The sequence below is a fragment of the Leptothrix toolikensis (SeqCode) genome, assembly GCF_057922285.1.
This window is the reverse complement of sequence record NZ_JBYSVC010000057.1, coordinates 1-15759: the sequence shown is the minus strand read 5'-3', so window position 1 is coordinate 15759 and position 15759 is coordinate 1. Positions and strand designations below refer to the sequence as shown.

At 62.8% G+C, this 15759-nt stretch carries 15 protein-coding genes; 3 read left to right on the top strand and 12 right to left on the bottom strand.

Features of this window, described 5'->3' with window-relative positions; all coding sequences use genetic code 11:
- Positions 1-62 precede the first annotated feature (62 nt).
- The gene (ftsL, locus tag AC3VI7_RS09225) at positions 63-359 is read right to left on the bottom strand and encodes a cell division protein FtsL (RefSeq protein WP_489668526.1); all 297 of its coding nucleotides are present in this window, start codon (positions 357-359) and stop codon (positions 63-65) included.
- Complete coding sequence (gene rsmH / locus AC3VI7_RS09220; protein ID WP_489668570.1) at positions 356-1318, bottom strand: 16S rRNA (cytosine(1402)-N(4))-methyltransferase RsmH; 963 nt, start codon at positions 1316-1318, stop codon at positions 356-358. The genes ftsL and rsmH overlap by 4 nt, the downstream gene beginning before the upstream one ends.
- Before the next feature lie 398 nt (positions 1319-1716).
- Between rsmH and AC3VI7_RS09215 the strand changes: the two genes are divergently transcribed.
- The gene (locus AC3VI7_RS09215) at positions 1717-3312 is read left to right on the top strand and encodes a DUF6600 domain-containing protein (RefSeq protein WP_489668525.1); all 1596 of its coding nucleotides are present in this window, start codon (positions 1717-1719) and stop codon (positions 3310-3312) included.
- On the opposite strand, the gene glpD is transcribed toward AC3VI7_RS09215, so the two are convergent.
- The 10 genes from glpD to AC3VI7_RS09165 all read right to left on the bottom strand — a co-directional run bounded on the left by glpD (position 3294) and on the right by AC3VI7_RS09165 (position 14619).
- The gene (glpD, locus tag AC3VI7_RS09210) at positions 3294-4826 is read right to left on the bottom strand and encodes a glycerol-3-phosphate dehydrogenase (RefSeq protein ID WP_489668524.1); all 1533 of its coding nucleotides are present in this window, start codon (positions 4824-4826) and stop codon (positions 3294-3296) included. The two genes, AC3VI7_RS09215 and glpD, sit on opposite strands and share 19 nt — an antisense overlap.
- Entirely contained in the window at positions 4801-5910 is a 1110-nt protein-coding gene (locus tag AC3VI7_RS09205; RefSeq protein WP_489668523.1) for a BMP family ABC transporter substrate-binding protein, read from the bottom strand. The genes glpD and AC3VI7_RS09205 overlap by 26 nt, the downstream gene beginning before the upstream one ends.
- 83 nt (positions 5911-5993) lie before the next feature.
- Positions 5994-6230, bottom strand: coding sequence for a hypothetical protein (locus AC3VI7_RS09200; protein WP_489668522.1), 237 nt, complete (start codon positions 6228-6230; stop codon positions 5994-5996).
- An 83-nt stretch (positions 6231-6313) separates the two neighbouring features.
- The gene (locus tag AC3VI7_RS09195) at positions 6314-7147 is read right to left on the bottom strand and encodes an SGNH/GDSL hydrolase family protein (protein ID WP_489668521.1); all 834 of its coding nucleotides are present in this window, start codon (positions 7145-7147) and stop codon (positions 6314-6316) included.
- Positions 7148-7166: 19 nt separating this feature from the next.
- On the bottom strand, positions 7167-7931 hold the full coding sequence (locus AC3VI7_RS09190) for an enoyl-CoA hydratase (RefSeq protein ID WP_489668520.1): 765 nt from the start codon (positions 7929-7931) through the stop codon (positions 7167-7169).
- Positions 7932-7956: 25 nt separating this feature from the next.
- Entirely contained in the window at positions 7957-9159 is a 1203-nt protein-coding gene (locus AC3VI7_RS09185) for an acetyl-CoA C-acyltransferase (RefSeq protein WP_489668519.1), read from the bottom strand.
- A 30-nt stretch (positions 9160-9189) separates the two neighbouring features.
- Positions 9190-11592 (bottom strand): 3-hydroxyacyl-CoA dehydrogenase/enoyl-CoA hydratase family protein, encoded by a 2403-nt coding sequence (locus tag AC3VI7_RS09180; protein ID WP_489668518.1) that lies wholly within the window; start codon positions 11590-11592, stop codon positions 9190-9192.
- A gap of 5 nt (positions 11593-11597) precedes the next feature.
- Positions 11598-12086 carry a DUF2147 domain-containing protein gene (locus AC3VI7_RS09175; protein WP_489668517.1) on the bottom strand — a complete coding sequence of 163 codons (489 nt, stop codon included), beginning with the start codon at positions 12084-12086 and terminating at the stop codon, positions 11598-11600.
- A 28-nt stretch (positions 12087-12114) separates the two neighbouring features.
- On the bottom strand, positions 12115-13947 hold the full coding sequence (locus AC3VI7_RS09170) for an acyl-CoA dehydrogenase C-terminal domain-containing protein (protein WP_489671474.1): 1833 nt from the start codon (positions 13945-13947) through the stop codon (positions 12115-12117).
- A gap of 51 nt (positions 13948-13998) precedes the next feature.
- On the bottom strand, positions 13999-14619 hold the full coding sequence (locus AC3VI7_RS09165) for a TetR/AcrR family transcriptional regulator (protein WP_489668515.1): 621 nt from the start codon (positions 14617-14619) through the stop codon (positions 13999-14001).
- A gap of 193 nt (positions 14620-14812) precedes the next feature.
- Here AC3VI7_RS09165 and AC3VI7_RS09160 point away from each other — a divergent pair, with 193 nt between their 5' ends.
- Both AC3VI7_RS09160 and AC3VI7_RS09155 read left to right on the top strand, forming a co-directional pair.
- Entirely contained in the window at positions 14813-15103 is a 291-nt protein-coding gene (locus AC3VI7_RS09160) for a co-chaperone GroES (RefSeq protein WP_489668514.1), read from the top strand.
- A 36-nt stretch (positions 15104-15139) separates the two neighbouring features.
- Positions 15140-15759, top strand: a 620-nt coding sequence (locus AC3VI7_RS09155; protein WP_489671473.1) for a TCP-1/cpn60 chaperonin family protein, incomplete at its 3' end; no start/stop codon positions are given.

Genomic DNA, 15759 nt, shown 5'->3' with positions numbered 1-15759 from the left:
CTCGACCGCTGCGTGGCGGCGGTGACGGCGCGCCCTCAAGGCGCTAAAAAAGCCCGGGCCTTTCATGGCAAACGCATCTCCGGCACCGACCGCACGGAGCGGTCATCCACATACTGGGTCACAGCCGGCGTGGCGGTGCGCATTTGCAACTGCTCACGGGCCAAGCGATCCACCCGTAGATGGGTCGCTTGAGCGCGTTGCTCCACTTGCAAGCGCTCATCCTCGCTGGCCAACAGGCGCGACTCGACGTGTTCATGCTCCAAGGCCACAAACAATCGACGCGATTCATACGAGGTACGTACTAAATAGACTGCACTGACGATCAAAACCAGCAAGAGCAGCAGATTCAGTCGGGTCATGCCATCTCCTGAGGACGCAACGGCACAGCGGTGCGTTCGGCCACACGCAGCACGGCGGAACGCGAACGCGGATTGACACTCACCTCCGCCTCACTCGGCTTGATGCGGGCAAGGGCTTGCAAGCGGGCCGGCGGCGGCTCCGCCATCGGCGCGCGCCGATCCACCTCACCGCGCCCATGGCGCGCAATGAACGTCTTGACGATCCGGTCTTCGAGCGAATGGAAACTGATCACCGCCAGACGCCCACCGGGCGTGAGCAAATGCGCCAAGGCCGATTTCAGGCCTTGCTGGGCTTCATCAAGCTCGCCGTTGACCAAGATGCGCAGCGCTTGGAAGGTACGGGTGGCAGGATCTTGACCCCGCTCGCGCGTCTTGACCGCCCGCGCCACGATCTGGGCCAGATCAAGGGTGCGCAGCACCGGCACCCCGGTTTCGCGCCGTGCGACCAACGCTTTGGCGATGGCCGAAGCAAAGCGCTCCTCGCCAAAATCACGCACCACTTCAGCAATGCGGGCCTCGGGGGCCTTGGCCAAAAAGTCTGCGGCACTCTGGCCGCGCGTCGGGTCCATGCGCATGTCCAGCGGACCATCGCGGCGGAAGCTAAAACCACGCTCAGCCGTATCAATCTGCGGCGAAGAGACGCCCAGATCAAGCAAGACACCGGCCACGTGGGCCAGTCCCGCATCGGCCAGCACATCGCCCATCTCGGCAAAGCGGGCGTGGGTGATCGAAAAACGCGGATCGTCGATGCGTTCCGGGCCGGAGAGCGCATGAGCCACGGCCTCCGGGTCACGGTCAATGGCGATCAGTCGGCCCCGAGGTGAGAGCCGCGACAGGATCAGCCGTGAGTGCCCCCCGCGACCAAACGTGCCGTCCACATACACCCCATCGGGGTCATGCACCAAAGCATCGACTGCTTCATCGAGCAACACAGTTTTGTGCTGCGCCGGAGATGCCATCGTGGTCGTCGTCATGCCACCTCAACCCCACCCGCCGAGAACACAGCAGGCTTTATTACCAAGCAAAACACGCGCACAGAACCCCACGATTTGAAACAGCCCGCCAATGTAGCCGAGAAAAATTGTATCGGCAAGAAACATATGGGTGAAAATTCAATTAAATCAAGGACTTACCCGTTGGATTCGCTGGCGGTCGAACCCAAGCCTTGGCAGCTAAAAATCCATAGCCATGAAGGACTTGGCGCACATCAGCACCCTGCGCCATGCCCCCTTCAGGGATCAGATCGGTGCTTGATCCAGCCTGAGCGTCCGTCGCATCAACCACCCCCTGCAACGGGGGTCTGATCGCGGTGAAAATGACGCTCTCACTTCACTGGCTTAGGCGCAAGGGATTCATCATGGTTTTACACCGGCAAAGTCCAAGACATTGGCTGGCGATGGGCGCGTTGCTGCTCGGCCTGACCATGAGCGCCGCCGCTGCCGCCCAAGATATGCCTTCACGCGTGGGACGGGTGGCGCGCGTACAAGGTGACATCGCCTTGTACCTGCCCGCTGATCGGGACAACGAAGGGCCGGAAATCATTGCCGCGCCCCTCAACTGGCCCGTCGCACGGGGCCAACGCTTGGTGACCGAGGACGGCTCATCGGCCGAAATCAGCGTCGGCTCGATGCGCTGGCGCTTGGGCGCACGCACCGAGCTGCGGGTGCTGGATTTGGACGAGCACGATGTGCGCCTCGAACTACGCCAAGGCACGCTGGCGGTGCTGATGCCCGAAAACAATGACGCCCGCGAGGTCGAAATCTTGGTGGATGGCTCGCGCATTCGACCCAAGGGTCGCGGCTTGTTCCGCCTCGACTTGGATCCCGGCCAAGATCCCATCATCACCATCGACCAAGGCTCCTTGACGGTGGTGCAGCCGGACAACGCGCTCACGCTGCGGGCCGGACAAACCGTGCAATGGCAAGCCGACGGAGATTGGCGGCGCGTGGCCCCACGCCGCGATGAATTTGCCCGCTGGGCCATGCGCAACAACCTGCCCAGCCCGTCGCGCTTTGTGTCTTCTGACACCACGGGTTTCGAAGACTTGGAACGCCACGGCCGCTGGGAGCCAACCCGCGAGTGGGGCATGGCATGGTTTCCGCGTGACATTGACCCCGATTGGGCACCTTACAGCCAAGGTCGCTGGGCTTGGGTCTCGCCTTGGGGCTGGACGTGGATCGACGCCGCCCCGTGGGGCTTTGCCACCTCGCATTACGGCCGCTGGGTTCAGGAGCGCGGTCGCTGGGCGTGGCTGCCCGATGATGTGGCCCAACCCACGATGTACGCCCCCGCCAGGGTGACGTGGTCGAACGAGCCCATCGAACAGCATCGGTACAGCCGTCAAGCCGACTTTGCCCCAGGCTATTTCTGGACACCTTTGGGCCCCCGTGAGCGCTATCAGACCGTGATCCTGCCCCAGCGGCCGATGTACCGGGAGGAGCGACGCCACCCCCATCGTCCCGAGGAACGCTCTCGCGACGATGGGCCGCGCATCATGGCCCCGGTGAGGGTATCCCCAGCCCTGCAACCCGCCATCGTGCTGCCAGCACCGGCACAACCCGTGTATCAGCGTGACCGCGAGCATGAGCGTCATGATCGTGATCGCCCCAGTGGCAACGTCATCCGCGCGGGGGAGATCCGGCTTGCGCCAGGTTTGCAAGCTCCCACAGCGCCACAGCCACAGCCACAGCCCACGATGCGGCAGGAGAAGCCCCGCGAAGTTCCGCAGATTCAGCCTGCGCTGCCCGCCGCACAACCTGTGTTCGGCCCGCCCCAACCCGCTCCTGCTCGGCCGGTGATCCAACCGGCCCTACCCACAGCCCCTGCGGCCAAGCCGGTGACGTTACCCGCAGCACCGGCCCAGCCGGTGGTGACCCCAGCAGCGCCCTCACTTCCCACACCGGAACCCGCCAAAGAAGAGCCGCGCAAACGGCGTCACGAAGAAAACCGCTGAAACCAAAGCGCGACTTGCTCGCGCTCTGGAGCGGACAGATGCAGTCCCAGCTTGGTGCGCCGCCAGAGCACATCCTCGGCGCACCGAGCCCATGTCTTCTCGATGAGGTAGTGCAGTTCGATCTCGAACACGCCTGGGGCCACTTCAGTGCCCAAATCGTCGAGGCCGGTGGCAGTGCCCAGCAAAGCTGCCACACGACTGCCGTAGGTTCTCGCCCAACGCTGCCAAAGGGCTGGGGGTAACCACGCCCAGCGCGACGGCACCACGGCAGCGTCTGGCAGTGGTGCCTCTGAGCCCGGGAGCTTGGCCTGCGCGGTCCAAGCGGGTCGGTCAGCGCCCAACACGGGGCCGAGTTGGTCTACCGCCTCTTCAGCCAAATAGCGAAACGTCGTGATCTTGCCGCCCCACACAGTGAGCAAAGGGGCGGCATCCGCACCATCCGCACCGTCCAGATCCAAGCGGTAATCGCGCGTCAACGCGCTGGCCCTGCCGTCTCGGCCGCCCGCATCCAGCAGCGGCCGCACCCCGGCGTAATGCCAGACCACCTCGTCAGGTCGCACTGGCTCACGCAGCCACACGGCCGTTTGGGCGCATAGGTAAGCGATCTCTTGCGCGCTGGCCACTTCGTGGCGACTGGCCTCATCCACCTCCACTTCAGTGGTGCCAATGAGGGTGAAATCACCCTCGTAGGGGATCATGAACAGCACCCGACCCTCGGACACTTGCAGCAGCAACGCGCGAGCGTCGGGCATGCGCCGACGAATCACGATGTGGCTGCCACGCACGCGCCGGAGTCGCTGTGATGATGGTTTGCTGAGCGGCCCCGCCAGAAAATCGGCCGCCCAAGGCCCTGCGGCATTGACCAAGACACGGGCATGCTCGGTGTGGACATCCCCATCCGCATCGCGCAACTCGACCGCCCAGCCGGTCGCCCCACCGGGCCGCCGCCTTGCTGCGGTGCAACGCACCCGCGTGCGGACCTCCGCCCCGCGCTCACGCGCATCCATCGCCACCGCCAAGACGAGCCGGGCATCGTCGGTCCAACCATCCGAATACTCAAAGCCCCGGATCAGATCGGAACGCAGGATGGCCCCCAAGGCATCCAAGCGCAGATCGACCCCACGGCAAGGAGGCAGCGCCCCACGCTTGGCCAGATGGTCATAGAACCAGAGCCCCAGACGAATCATCCACGCCGGGCGCATGGCCGGGTCGTGGGGAATCACCAAGCGCAGCGGCTGGATCAGATGCGGCGCGCTGGCCAAGAGGCGCTCGCGCTCGGCCAGCGCCTTGCGCACCAAACCAAAGTCGCCATGCTCAAGGTAACGCAGGCCGCCGTGGATCAGCTTGGTCGAGGCGGACGAGGTGTGTGCCGCCAAGTCGTCTTGCTCGACCAGCAAGACCCGCCAACCCCGGCCAGCGGCGTCACGGGCAATGCCCGCCCCATTGATGCCACCCCCAACGACCAACAGGTCCCAGGGTTGCCAAGGTTCAGCGGAGGAGCGCGCCTTGGACACCTTGCACCCAGTAATCCATCTTGAGCAGATCAGCGTCTTTCATCGTCCCGCTGGCTTGGCGCACCTTGCCGTCTTGATCAAGGATGCGTCCGGCAAACGGTTGCAAACTGCCGGCAGCAATGAAGCGCTCACGCTCTTTCACCACGCGCTGCACTTCGGGTGGCACGGCCGGCGACAGCGGCAGCATGCGCACCGCCCCAGCACGGATACCGCCGAAGAACGCCTGCGACTTCCACCGACCCGCCTGCACCGCCTTGGCTTGCTCGGTGTAGTAATTGCCCCAGTGATGCATCACACCCCCGAGTTGCATCATCGGTGCGATGTGGCGCATATCGCTGTGGTAGCTGATGAAGCGCACGCCTTTGGCTTCAGCCAACTCGGCCATCGCGGTGGTGCCGGCATGGAAGGTCAGGATATCGACGCCCTGATCCAGCAAAGCTTGGGCGGCCGTGCGCTCCTTAGCGGCGTCCATGGTCGCGTTGGTCCAGCGCACCAGCACTTGTCCTTGGGGCTGGCTCAGCCGAAAACCCAGCGTGAACGCATTGATCCCCTGAATCACTTCGGGCAGTGGCAACGAAGCCACATAGCCCACCCGGCCGCTCTTGCTCATCTGCCCAGCCAACACACCGGCCACAAAGCGGCCCTCATAAAGGCGTGCGTTGTAGCTGCTGACATTGGGGCTCAACTTGAACGGCCCGCCGAATTGCTCGAAAGCCACCGCCGGGAACTCCCGTGCCACCTTGAGCGTGGCTTCGACATAGCCCGGGCTGGTGGCGAAAATCAGCTGATGACCTTGGCGCGCCAGCTCACGCAGGGCGTTCTCGGCGGCAGGCCCTTCGGCGATGTTGTCAAGGTGCGTGGTCTGCACCGCAGCATCACCCAAGTTGCGCTCCATGATGAGCCGGCCCTGATCGTGCTGATAGGTCCAGCCCGCACTGTTGATCAAGGAGGGATAGACAAACCCAACCTTGAGCGGCTGCATCGGCCGTCCCAGCTGGCCCCAGGCTTGCGTCAGCCCCAAAGCGCCCACACCTGCCACACCCAAGCCGCGCAGCAGCTCTCTTCTGGACGTCATCTTCAGCATCAACTCGCTCCAAAAACCAAAAAGCCCGTGCAAGAAGCACAGGCTTTTGATCATACCGACCGAACTCGGCGTGAATACCGCGTTTAGTGTCCCGGTTCAACTTGCTCGTTCAACTCAGCCGCCGAGATGAAGTACCGCCCGGCCGTGTTGTAGTTGATGTGCTCTTCGTTGCGAAACATATCCGCCAGCGCCAAAAACTCTTGGGGTCCAGGGTAGAGCTGGTGGACCTGCTTGTCGTCAAAAAACTTGTAGTAAAGATAAAACTGGTTTTTCTCGACGCTGTAGCCGAGCCAGTAGTTTTCAACGCGCTTCCAAGCCATGTTTGTCTCCTTGCAAGATAAGCCCAGCCGCTCAGGCTGCTGCTCTGAGCAGATCCTACCTTGTGAGACCGAAGATTGCTGCACTAACGCAGGGCGTCAAAGGCGCTAAAACCACTGGGACGCGTGGCGTTGGCCTCAGGCACATGGCTGACCATCGCATACACATGCGCCGCCAAGGCCGTGGCCCAACGGGCGTAAAGGGCTTTGTTCGGATGGAAGCCATCCGCAGCCAGCCACTGGGACAAGTTTTCTTTCTGTGGATCGAAAGGCAACACAAAACGGCTGCGCCGCCGGGCACCGCGCACATGATCTTGCAGAGCTTCATCCAGAAGCTGTGCCGATCCACCCACCACCCAACGCATGGTCGAGGGCATAAAAGGCAGCAGATCAAGCCGGGGCGGCGCGCAATGCACCGTATGACGCACTCCAGACCGTCCCCGGGCATGGTGATGAATCGCGTTCAAGTAGCGCAACCATTGGCTCGGACTGATTTGCTCCAAGGCATCGTTGATCCCGAGGGCGGTGATCATCACATCGGCCGGCTGCAATTTAGACGCGGCCATCAAGGCCAAGGTGCCACGCGCTGACAAGCCCGTGCGGGCCACCAACTGCCACGCCACCGCTCCGCCCATATAGGGCACCAACTCGCGCGCCAAAAGCGCCGCCAAGGCATCACCCTGCTGATCGACGCCCACGCCGGCAGCGGTCGAATCCCCCACCACCAGCAAGCGCAGCTGCACCGGCCCCGCCCCAACCACCCCCATACGCTCGCCTTCCGCCTCGGGTAGACGGGGGGTCTGCCGACGCACTTGCGCCGCTTGCCACATGAGCAAGGGTGCCAACACAGCCCGCGCCGTGGCGTGGATCACCGCATTGGGCGGCTCCGCCGCGTCGGGGGGAAGTTTCTTGGCGTCCATGGTGTCCCGCTCAGCTCGCTCAGGCTGCGCGTGAGAAGTTGGGCGCACGCTTCTCAAAAAAAGCTTGAAAAGCCTCACGCGCTTCGGGGCTGCGCAGACGCTCGGCAAAAACCCGCCCTTCTTCGGCCAACGCGGCTTGCACCGCTTGGCGCTGCGGCGCACGCATCAGGCGTTTGCTGGCTTGCACAGCCGCCGACGGCAGCACATTGAAGCGCTCAGCCACACGGCGCGCGTGCAGCACCACCTCGTTGGGCGGCAAGACGGCATTCACCAACCCCAACTCTTGGGCTTCGGGAGCCGAAAAGGGGTCGCCCAGCAAGAGCTTTTCAGCCGCTCGCCCAGCCCCGATGCGCTGCGCCAAGAGCAAGCTTGAGGCGAACTCGGGCACCAAGCCAAGCGAGACAAAAGGCAGAGCCAGCCGCGCTTCGTCGCTGGCGTAGACGAAATCGCAATGCAAAAGCAGGGTGGTACCGATACCGATGGCGGCTCCCGTGACCGCAGCGATCACCGGCTTGTCGGTATCGATCAGCGCTTGCATGAAACGGTACACCGGCGACTCGGGCCCTTGGGGGGGGCGAGCCATGAAGTCTTCGAGATCGTTGCCCGAGGTGAAGATGCCGGGCTGCCCCGTGATCAGGATGGCACGCACGGCGTCGTTCGCTTGCGCGGCCACCAACCCTTGAGCCAAGGCGTCGTACATCGCCAAGGTCAGGGCGTTTTTCTTCTCGGGTCGGGCGATTTCTAGGGTGGCCACACCGTTCAAATAAGCTGTCTTGATGGTCACGGAGGGCCTTTTTCAATGTTGCGTTTCAGAGACGTTCGAAGATACCAGCTGCTCCCTGTCCTGTTCCGACACACATTGTAACGAGACCGTAGCGCCCTTGGTGACGCCGCAAGGCGTGAATCACCGTCGCGGCTCGAATCGCCCCGGTCGCCCCCAAGGGGTGTCCCAAGGCAATCGCCCCGCCCATCGGGTTGACTTTGACCGGGTTCAACCCCACGGTGTCGATCACCGCCAGCGACTGCGCCGCAAAGGCTTCGTTGAGCTCAATCCAATCGAGATCATCCAGAGCGAGACCGGCTTGCCGCAGCGCCACAGGGATGGCTTCGATGGGCCCGATGCCCATGATCTGCGGCGGCACACCTCGGCTGGCAAAGCTGACAAAGCGCGCCAAGGGTTGCAAATTGAACTGACGCAGCGCTTTGTCGCTCACCAGAATCAGGCAACCCGCACCGTCACTGGTCTGTGAGCTGTTACCTGCCGTTACCGATCCCTTGGCCGCAAACACCGGCTTGAGCTTGGCCAAGCCCGCCAAGCTGGTGTCGGCGCGTGGGCCTTCGTCGAGGCTGACCGTGCGCCGGCGCAGGTTCAGCTCGCCCGTGAGGAGGTCGGGGTGGCGCTCCACCAACTCGAAAGGCGTGATCTCATCCTTGAATTCACCCGCTTGCTGCGCCTTGAGGGCTTTCTCATGCGACGCCAAGGCAAAAGCGTCTTGGCGTTCGCGGCTCACCTTCCACTGCTGAGCCACTTTTTCAGCGGTCAGGCCCATGCCGTAGGCGATGCCGATGTTCTCGTCGCGCTCGAAGATCGCCGGGCTGAACGACGGCTTGTTGCCGCTCATCGGCACCATGCTCATGCTCTCCACCCCGCCGGCGATCATCACGTCGGCCTCGCCCACGCGGATGCGATCCGCCGCCATCTGGATCGACGTCAGGCCTGAGGCACAAAAACGGTTCACCGTCACCCCGCCCACGCTGTGCGGCAAGCCGGCCAGCAGCGCGCCAATGCGGGCGATGTTGAAGCCCTGCTCGCCCTCAGGCATGGCGCAGCCGACCACCGCGTCTTCGATGGCGGCCGGATCAAGTCCCGGGACTTGGGCCAAGGCACCGCGTATCGCCGCCATCAGCAACTCTTCGGGGCGGGTGTTGCGAAAAAAGCCCCGCCCCGAGCGGCCGATGGGGGTGCGGGTGGCGGCCACGATGTAGGCCTCTTGGATTTGCTTGGTGCTCATGTTGCTGCCTTCAAGGGGGTCCGGATCCGTTTAGTTGCGCACCGGCTTGCCGGTGGAGAGCATGCCCATGATGCGTTCTTGGGTCTTCGGGTGATCCAACAGGGCACAAAAGTGCTTGCGCTCCAGCGCCATCAAATAGTCCTCGGTCACCAGCGTGCCGGCATCGACTTCACCCCCACAAACCACGTCCGCAATGGCGCAACCGATGTGGAAGTCGTGCGCGCTGATGAAGCCGCCGTCGCGCATGCCCACCAGCAGGGTCTTGATGGTGGCGATGCCGGAGCGCCCCACCACTGGGAAGCTGCCCCGGTAAGGCGCGCGGTAGCCGCTCTGCGCCATGGCCTGCACTTGGCCCAACGCGATAAAGAGCAATTCGTCCTTGTGCGGCACGATCACATCGCTCTCTTGCACGTAACCGAGCTTGCGGCTATCGAGCGCACTGGTGCCGACCTTGGCCATGGCCGCTGCGGCAAAGCCTTCTTTGAGGAAGGTAAAAGCCTCCAGCCCCGGCACACCCGCCGAAGCCTCGGCCGCCCGCCGCGCGATATCGGTCAAGCCACCCCCGCCGGGGATCAACCCCACGCCGACCTCGACCAAGCCCATGTAGCTTTCCATCGCCACCACGCGCCGGGCGCAATGCACCGCCAGCTCGCAGCCGCCGCCCAGCGCCAGCCCACGCACCGCAGCCACCGTCGGCACACTGGCGTAACGCAGACGCAGCATCAAGTCTTGCAACTTCTTTTCTTCAGGCGCAATGCCCTTGCCGCCGCTCTTCATGAACACCGGCATCAGCGTTTCTAGATTGGCCCCGGCCGAGAACACCTCGTCGGGCGACCAAATCACCAAGCCGGCGTACTCGGCCTCAGCCAGCGCGATGGCGTGCAACAAGCCCGCTGTCACGGTGGGGCTGATCAGATGCAGCTTGGCGGTGATGCTGGCGATCAGCACCTCGCCGTCCAAAGTCCAGACCCGCACTTCATCGTTGCGAAACAGCTCCGTGCCGCTGCGCAAGGCCTCAGCCGCGCCGCTACCCAGCACCGACTCAGGAAAGAGCTGGCGCGCATACACCGGCAGCGTGGAGGGTTGCACCTCGGTGCGGCGTGCCGCGCTCCATGAGCCCTGTGGGCTGTGGACCCCGGTGCGACCGTCAAACACCCAGTCGGGCAACGGTGCAGCGCACAACGCCCGCCCGGCAGCGATGTCTTCGCTGATCCAGCCCGCCACTTGCTGCCAGCCAGCGTCCTGCCAAAGCTCAAACGGCCCTTGTTTGGACCCAAAACCCCAGCGCATGGCGAAGTCGATCTCGCGGGCGTTGTCGGCGATCTCGGCCAGATGAACAGCGGCGTAATGGAAGCCGTCGCGCAGGATGGCCCACAAAAACTGCGCTTGTGGGTGGCTCGATTCACGCAGCAGCCGCAGCCGATCGGGCGCTGGCTTTTTCAAGATGCGCTCGATGATCGGCTCGGCCTGCGCGCCCGAGGCCACGTAGCTGGCGCTGCTGGCAGCCTTGACGTCATTCACATCGAGCTGCTGGATCTCGCGCCCGACCTTGCGATAGAACCCTGCACCGCTCTTTTGACCCAAAGCCCCGGCAGCGATCAACTGCGTCACCACCGCCGGCACGGCGTAGATGGCGTGGAACGGATCGGTCTCGGGCGAGAGGTTGTCTTGCAGCGTGCGAATCACGTGCGCCATCGTGTCCAGCCCAACCACGTCAGCGGTGCGGAAGGTGCCGGAGCTGGCCCGACCCAGCTTTTTGCCGGTCAGGTCATCGACCACGTCGAAGGACAAGCCGAACTTCTGCGCCTCGATCATCGTGGCCAACATACCCGCCACGCCCACGCGGTTGGCGATGAAGTTGGGCGTGTCCTTGGCCCGCACCACACCTTTGCCGAGCGTGCGGGTGACAAAGCTTTCCAGGGCATCCAAGATGTCTGGCGCGGTGCTCGCGGTCGGAATCAACTCCACCAAGCTCATGTAGCGTGGCGGGTTGAAAAAGTGAATGCCGCAAAAACGCCCACGCAGCGCCTCGGGCAAGCCCGCACCCAGCTGAGTGATCGACAGCCCCGAGGTGTTGGAGGCCACGATGGCGTGCGGCGCGATGTGGTCGGCCACCTTGGCGTAGAGCGCCAACTTCCAGTCCATGCGCTCGGCAATCGCTTCGATCACCAGATCACACTCGGCCAAGCGGTCCAGATCGTCGTCGTAGTTGGCCGGCTCGATGCGCCCCGCCTCCTCCGCCAACCCCAGCGGCGCAGGTTTGAGCTTGCGCAGGTTGTCGATGGCGCGCAGGGCAATGCCGTTTTTCGGCCCGTCCTTGGCGGGCAGGTCAAACAGCACCACCGGCACCCGCACGTTGACCAGATGGGCCGCAATCTGCGCCCCCATCACGCCGGCACCCAGCACGGCGACTTTGCGAACATTGAAAGCCATGGGAATCACTCCACTCGAATCCAGGTTTGAGTCCGGCCCAGCATCGGCATGCCGATGTAGCCCCGCACTTCCAGTTTGCGCCCGCCGTCCACCGGCTTGAGGCGCACCTTGTAGGTCTTGCCGTTTTTGGGATCAAGGATGTCGCCACCTTCCCAAAGCGCCGGATCGTCGGCGCTTTGGCGTATATCGCGCAAGATGGTCAAGCCCATCAAGGGCAGATTTTTGCGCTCGTCATTGCACAGGTCGCAGGTCGCTTCGCGGTTCGCCCCCGGCGCCAGCAGACGCTCGATATGCCCCGTCAGCACCCCGGAGCGTTCAGTGATGCGCACCATCGACTTCTCGGTCTTGCCATCGTCATCAATGGTTTTCCACGCCCCCACCGGGGTCAGTGGTGTGGTGGTCGTTGTGGTGGTCGGTGTCGTGGCGACCATCCCGGTTTGGGCTTGGGCCAGCGTGGCTGCTCCCAGCAGGGCCGCGATCAGAAAAGCTTTCATCGTCTCTCTCCTTGGCTTGGGTCTTGGATCAGAACAAGGCTTCATCGAGCGCCATCAGCGGCTTGGCACCACTGCGAGCAGTGCGGATCAAGCTGGCCGTTTCGGGTAACAGTTTGGCAAAGTAAAAGCGCGCTGTGGCCAGTTTGGCGGTGTAGAACGGATCAGCCTCCGCACCGCTTTGCTTGCTTAATGCCTGCGCCGACAAAGCCACCTGCGCCATGCGGGCCCAGAAGTAGGCAAAGACCAAGTGCCCGCAAACCCGCAGGTAATCGACCGCCGCTGCCCCCACTTCATCGGGGTTTTGGAAGGCCCGAAAACCCAATTCGGTGGTCAGTTTGTTGACCTTGTCGCCCAGATCAGCCAGCGGGTTGATGAACTCCTGCATCGACTCGTCCACCCCGTAGGCCTCAACGAACGCCGCCACCTTGCGACCGAATTTTTTCAGTTTGGCACCGTTGTCCGCCAGCACCTTGCGCCCGAGCAAATCGAGCGACTGGATGGTGTTGGTGCCCTCGTAGATCATGTTGATGCGCGCGTCGCGCACAAACTGCTCCATGCCCCACTCGCGGATGTAGCCGTGCCCGCCATACACCTGCATGCACGCCGAGGTGGCCGACCAAGCGTTGTCGGTCAAGAACGCCTTGACGATGGGCGTGAGCAGCGCAACTTCATCGGCCGCTTCGCGGCGCACCGCTTCGTCAGGGTGATGCAGCTCGCGGTCCAGCATCAGGGTCGTGTGGATCGCCAGCGCCCGCCCGCCTTCAGCCCAAGCGCGGGCCGTCAGCAGCATCTTGCGCACATCGGGGTGGACGATGATCGGGTCGGCGGGCTTGTCCGGCGCTTTCGGGCCGGTGAGCGCGCGCATCTGGAGCCGGTCGCGGGCGTAGGCCACTGCGTTTTGATAGGCCACTTCGGTCAGGCCAAGCGACTGGCAACCCACCCCAAGGCGCGCGGCATTCATCATCACGAACATCGCCTGCAAACCCTTGTGCGGCTCACCCACCAAAGTGCCCAGCGAGCCTTCCAGCACCATGCGGGCGGTGGCGTTGCCGTGGATGCCCATCTTGTGCTCTAGGCCCCCGCAGAAGATGCCGTTCTTGGCACCGATCCCACCAGCGGCAGCGGCATCGGTCAAAAACTTCGGCACCACAAAGAGCGAAATACCTTTGGAGCCCACCGGGGCGTCCGGCAAGCGTGCCAGCACCAAATGCACGATGTTGGCCGCCAGATCGTGGTCACCGGCCGAGATAAAGATCTTTTCGCCCGTGATGCGATAGCTGCCGGCGGGCGCACCTTCGTCGGTACACGGCACGGCTTTGGTTCGCAGCAAGCCCAGATCGGTGCCGCAATGCGACTCGGTCAAGCACATGGTGCCGGTCCACTCGCCGCTGGTGAGCTTGGGCAAATAGAGTGCTTTTTGTGCGGGCGTGCCGTGGGCGTGTAGGCATTCATACGCACCATGCGACAGCCCGGGATACATCGTCCAAGCTTGATTGGCGCTGTTGAGCATCTCGTAGATGCACTGGTTGACGGTGTGCGGCAGGCCTTGTCCGCCGTATTCAGGATGCGCCGCCAGCGCAGGCCAACCGCCGGCAACGTACTGGGCATAGGCTGCTTTAAAACCCGCCGGGGCCGTCACGGCGTGCGTCTCTCGGTCCCAGTGACAACCCTCCTCGTCACCGCTTTGGTTGAGCGGGAAAACCACCTCGGCAGCAAACTTACCCCCTTCTTCCAAGACGGCATTGATGGTTTCAACATCCATGTCGGCGTGTGCGGGGAGCGCTTGCAAAGCGGGGGTCACTTCTAGCAACTCGTGCAAAACGAATTGCAGATCACGCAAGGGGGGCACGTAACGGGGCATGACAGTCTCCTGGTTTTGGTCGTGGAACGCGTGGAACAGCCTGGGGAAGCTTCAAGCCCAAACAAGGGTTTGGGTGGCATAACGTTGCAACACATGTTTAAAACCGCTGCGGGCGCGCTCCACTGCATGGCTGCTGCGCAGAAACCGTGCGTCGTGATGCAACGCGAGGATGAGCCCGTGCAGCTCAAAAAGCACTTGCTCAACATCGGTATCGGGGCGTAGATCGCCCACCTCGCAAGCCAACTCAATGGCCTTGCGCATGGCCGCGTGCCAAGCACGCACCATATCCACCAGCGCCTCGCGCACAGCACCCGGCCGGTCGTCGAACTCGACCGCGCCACTGATATAGAGGCAGCCGGCATCGACTTCGACCGAAACCCGCGCCACCCAGTGATCCAACAAGGCCATCAAGCGGGGCAAACCCCGAGGGTGTTGCATGGCCGGACGAAAGACTTCGGCTTCGAAGCGTTGGTGATAGGTCTGAATCACTGCGATCTGGAGCGCTTCGCGCGAGCCGAAATGGGCAAAAACCCCTGACTTGCTCATACCGAGGATCTCGGCCAGCACCCCAATCGACAAACCCTCCAAGCCCACGTGAGCCGCTAGGCCGAGGGCGGCATCCAAGATGGAAGCGTGCGTCTGACGCCCTTTGGGCAGGGAAAGCTGATCCACGGAAACTCCAGCACAAAACGAACGGTCGTTCTATTTTGCACTGAATCGAGCGATCCGATCACCCAGCCTCTTGAAAAGAGGCAATGCGTTCCTATAATTGGGTCTGTTAGCACTCGATGATGTCGAGTGCTAGTCGAGTTAGTCGAGTACCCGACTCAACCGGGTTCACACCCATCCCGAATTTGGAGGTTCCATGAAACTTCGTCCCCTGCATGATCGCGTGATCGTCAAGCGCCTCGAACAAGAAACCAAGACCGCCTTGGGCATCATCATCCCCGACAACGCCGCCGAAAAGCCTGATCAAGGCGAAGTGCTGGCCGTCGGTCCGGGCAAGCGCAATGACAAGGGCGAGTTCATCGTCCTGAACGTGGCTGTGGGTGATCGCGTGCTGTTTGGCAAGTACAGCGGCCAAACGGTCAAGGTCGATGGCGAAGAGCTGCTGGTGATGCGCGAAGAAGACCTCTTCGCTGTGGTCGCCAAGTAATTCACCCCCCTCACATCAAGATTTCGGAGTATTCACATGGCAGCTAAAGACGTCATTTTCGGCGCAGACGCCCGTCACCGCATGGTCGAAGGCGTGAACATCTTGGCCAATGCGGTCAAGGTCACCCTGGGCCCCAAAGGTCGTAACGTGGTTCTGGAGCGCTCGTTCGGCGCCCCCACCGTGACCAAGGACGGCGTGTCGGTCGCCAAGGAAATCGAACTGAAGGACAAGCTTCAGAACATGGGCGCGCAGATGGTCAAGGAAGTTGCTTCCAAGACGTCTGACAACGCTGGCGACGGCACCACCACCGCCACCGTGCTGGCTCAAGCCATCGTGCATGAAGGCATGAAGTACGTGGCCGCCGGCATGAACCCGATGGATCTGAAGCGCGGTATCGACAAGGCGGTCACCGCCCTGATCGCCGAGCTGAAGAAGGCCTCCAAGGCCACCACCACGACCAAAGAAATCAGCCAAGTCGGCTCGATTTCGGCCAACAGCGACGACTCGATTGGCGAAATCATCGCCAAGGCGATGGACAAAGTCGGCAAAGAAGGCGTGATCACGGTTGAAGACGGCAAGTCGCTCGACAACGAGCTCGACATCGTCGAAGGCATGCAGTTCGACCGGGGCTACCTGTCGCCCTACTTCATCAACAA

Excerpts from the sequence above, each read along its gene's own strand:
- ftsL (WP_489668526.1), bottom strand. The coding sequence starts at position 359 with ATGACCCGACTGAATCTGCTGCTCTTGCTGGTTTTGATCGTCAGTGCA.
- rsmH (WP_489668570.1), bottom strand. The coding sequence starts at position 1,318 with ATGGCATCTCCGGCGCAGCACAAAACTGTGTTGCTCGATGAAGCAGTC.
- AC3VI7_RS09215 (WP_489668525.1), top strand. The coding sequence starts at position 1,717 with ATGGTTTTACACCGGCAAAGTCCAAGACATTGGCTGGCGATGGGCGCG.
- AC3VI7_RS09205 (WP_489668523.1), bottom strand. The coding sequence starts at position 5,910 with ATGCTGAAGATGACGTCCAGAAGAGAGCTGCTGCGCGGCTTGGGTGTG.
- AC3VI7_RS09200 (WP_489668522.1), bottom strand. The coding sequence starts at position 6,230 with ATGGCTTGGAAGCGCGTTGAAAACTACTGGCTCGGCTACAGCGTCGAG.
- AC3VI7_RS09195 (WP_489668521.1), bottom strand. The coding sequence starts at position 7,147 with ATGGACGCCAAGAAACTTCCCCCCGACGCGGCGGAGCCGCCCAATGCG.
- AC3VI7_RS09185 (WP_489668519.1), bottom strand. The coding sequence starts at position 9,159 with ATGAGCACCAAGCAAATCCAAGAGGCCTACATCGTGGCCGCCACCCGC.
- AC3VI7_RS09180 (WP_489668518.1), bottom strand. The coding sequence starts at position 11,592 with ATGGCTTTCAATGTTCGCAAAGTCGCCGTGCTGGGTGCCGGCGTGATG.
- AC3VI7_RS09175 (WP_489668517.1), bottom strand. The coding sequence starts at position 12,086 with ATGAAAGCTTTTCTGATCGCGGCCCTGCTGGGAGCAGCCACGCTGGCC.
- AC3VI7_RS09170 (WP_489671474.1), bottom strand. The coding sequence starts at position 13,947 with ATGCCCCGTTACGTGCCCCCCTTGCGTGATCTGCAATTCGTTTTGCAC.
- AC3VI7_RS09160 (WP_489668514.1), top strand. The coding sequence starts at position 14,813 with ATGAAACTTCGTCCCCTGCATGATCGCGTGATCGTCAAGCGCCTCGAA.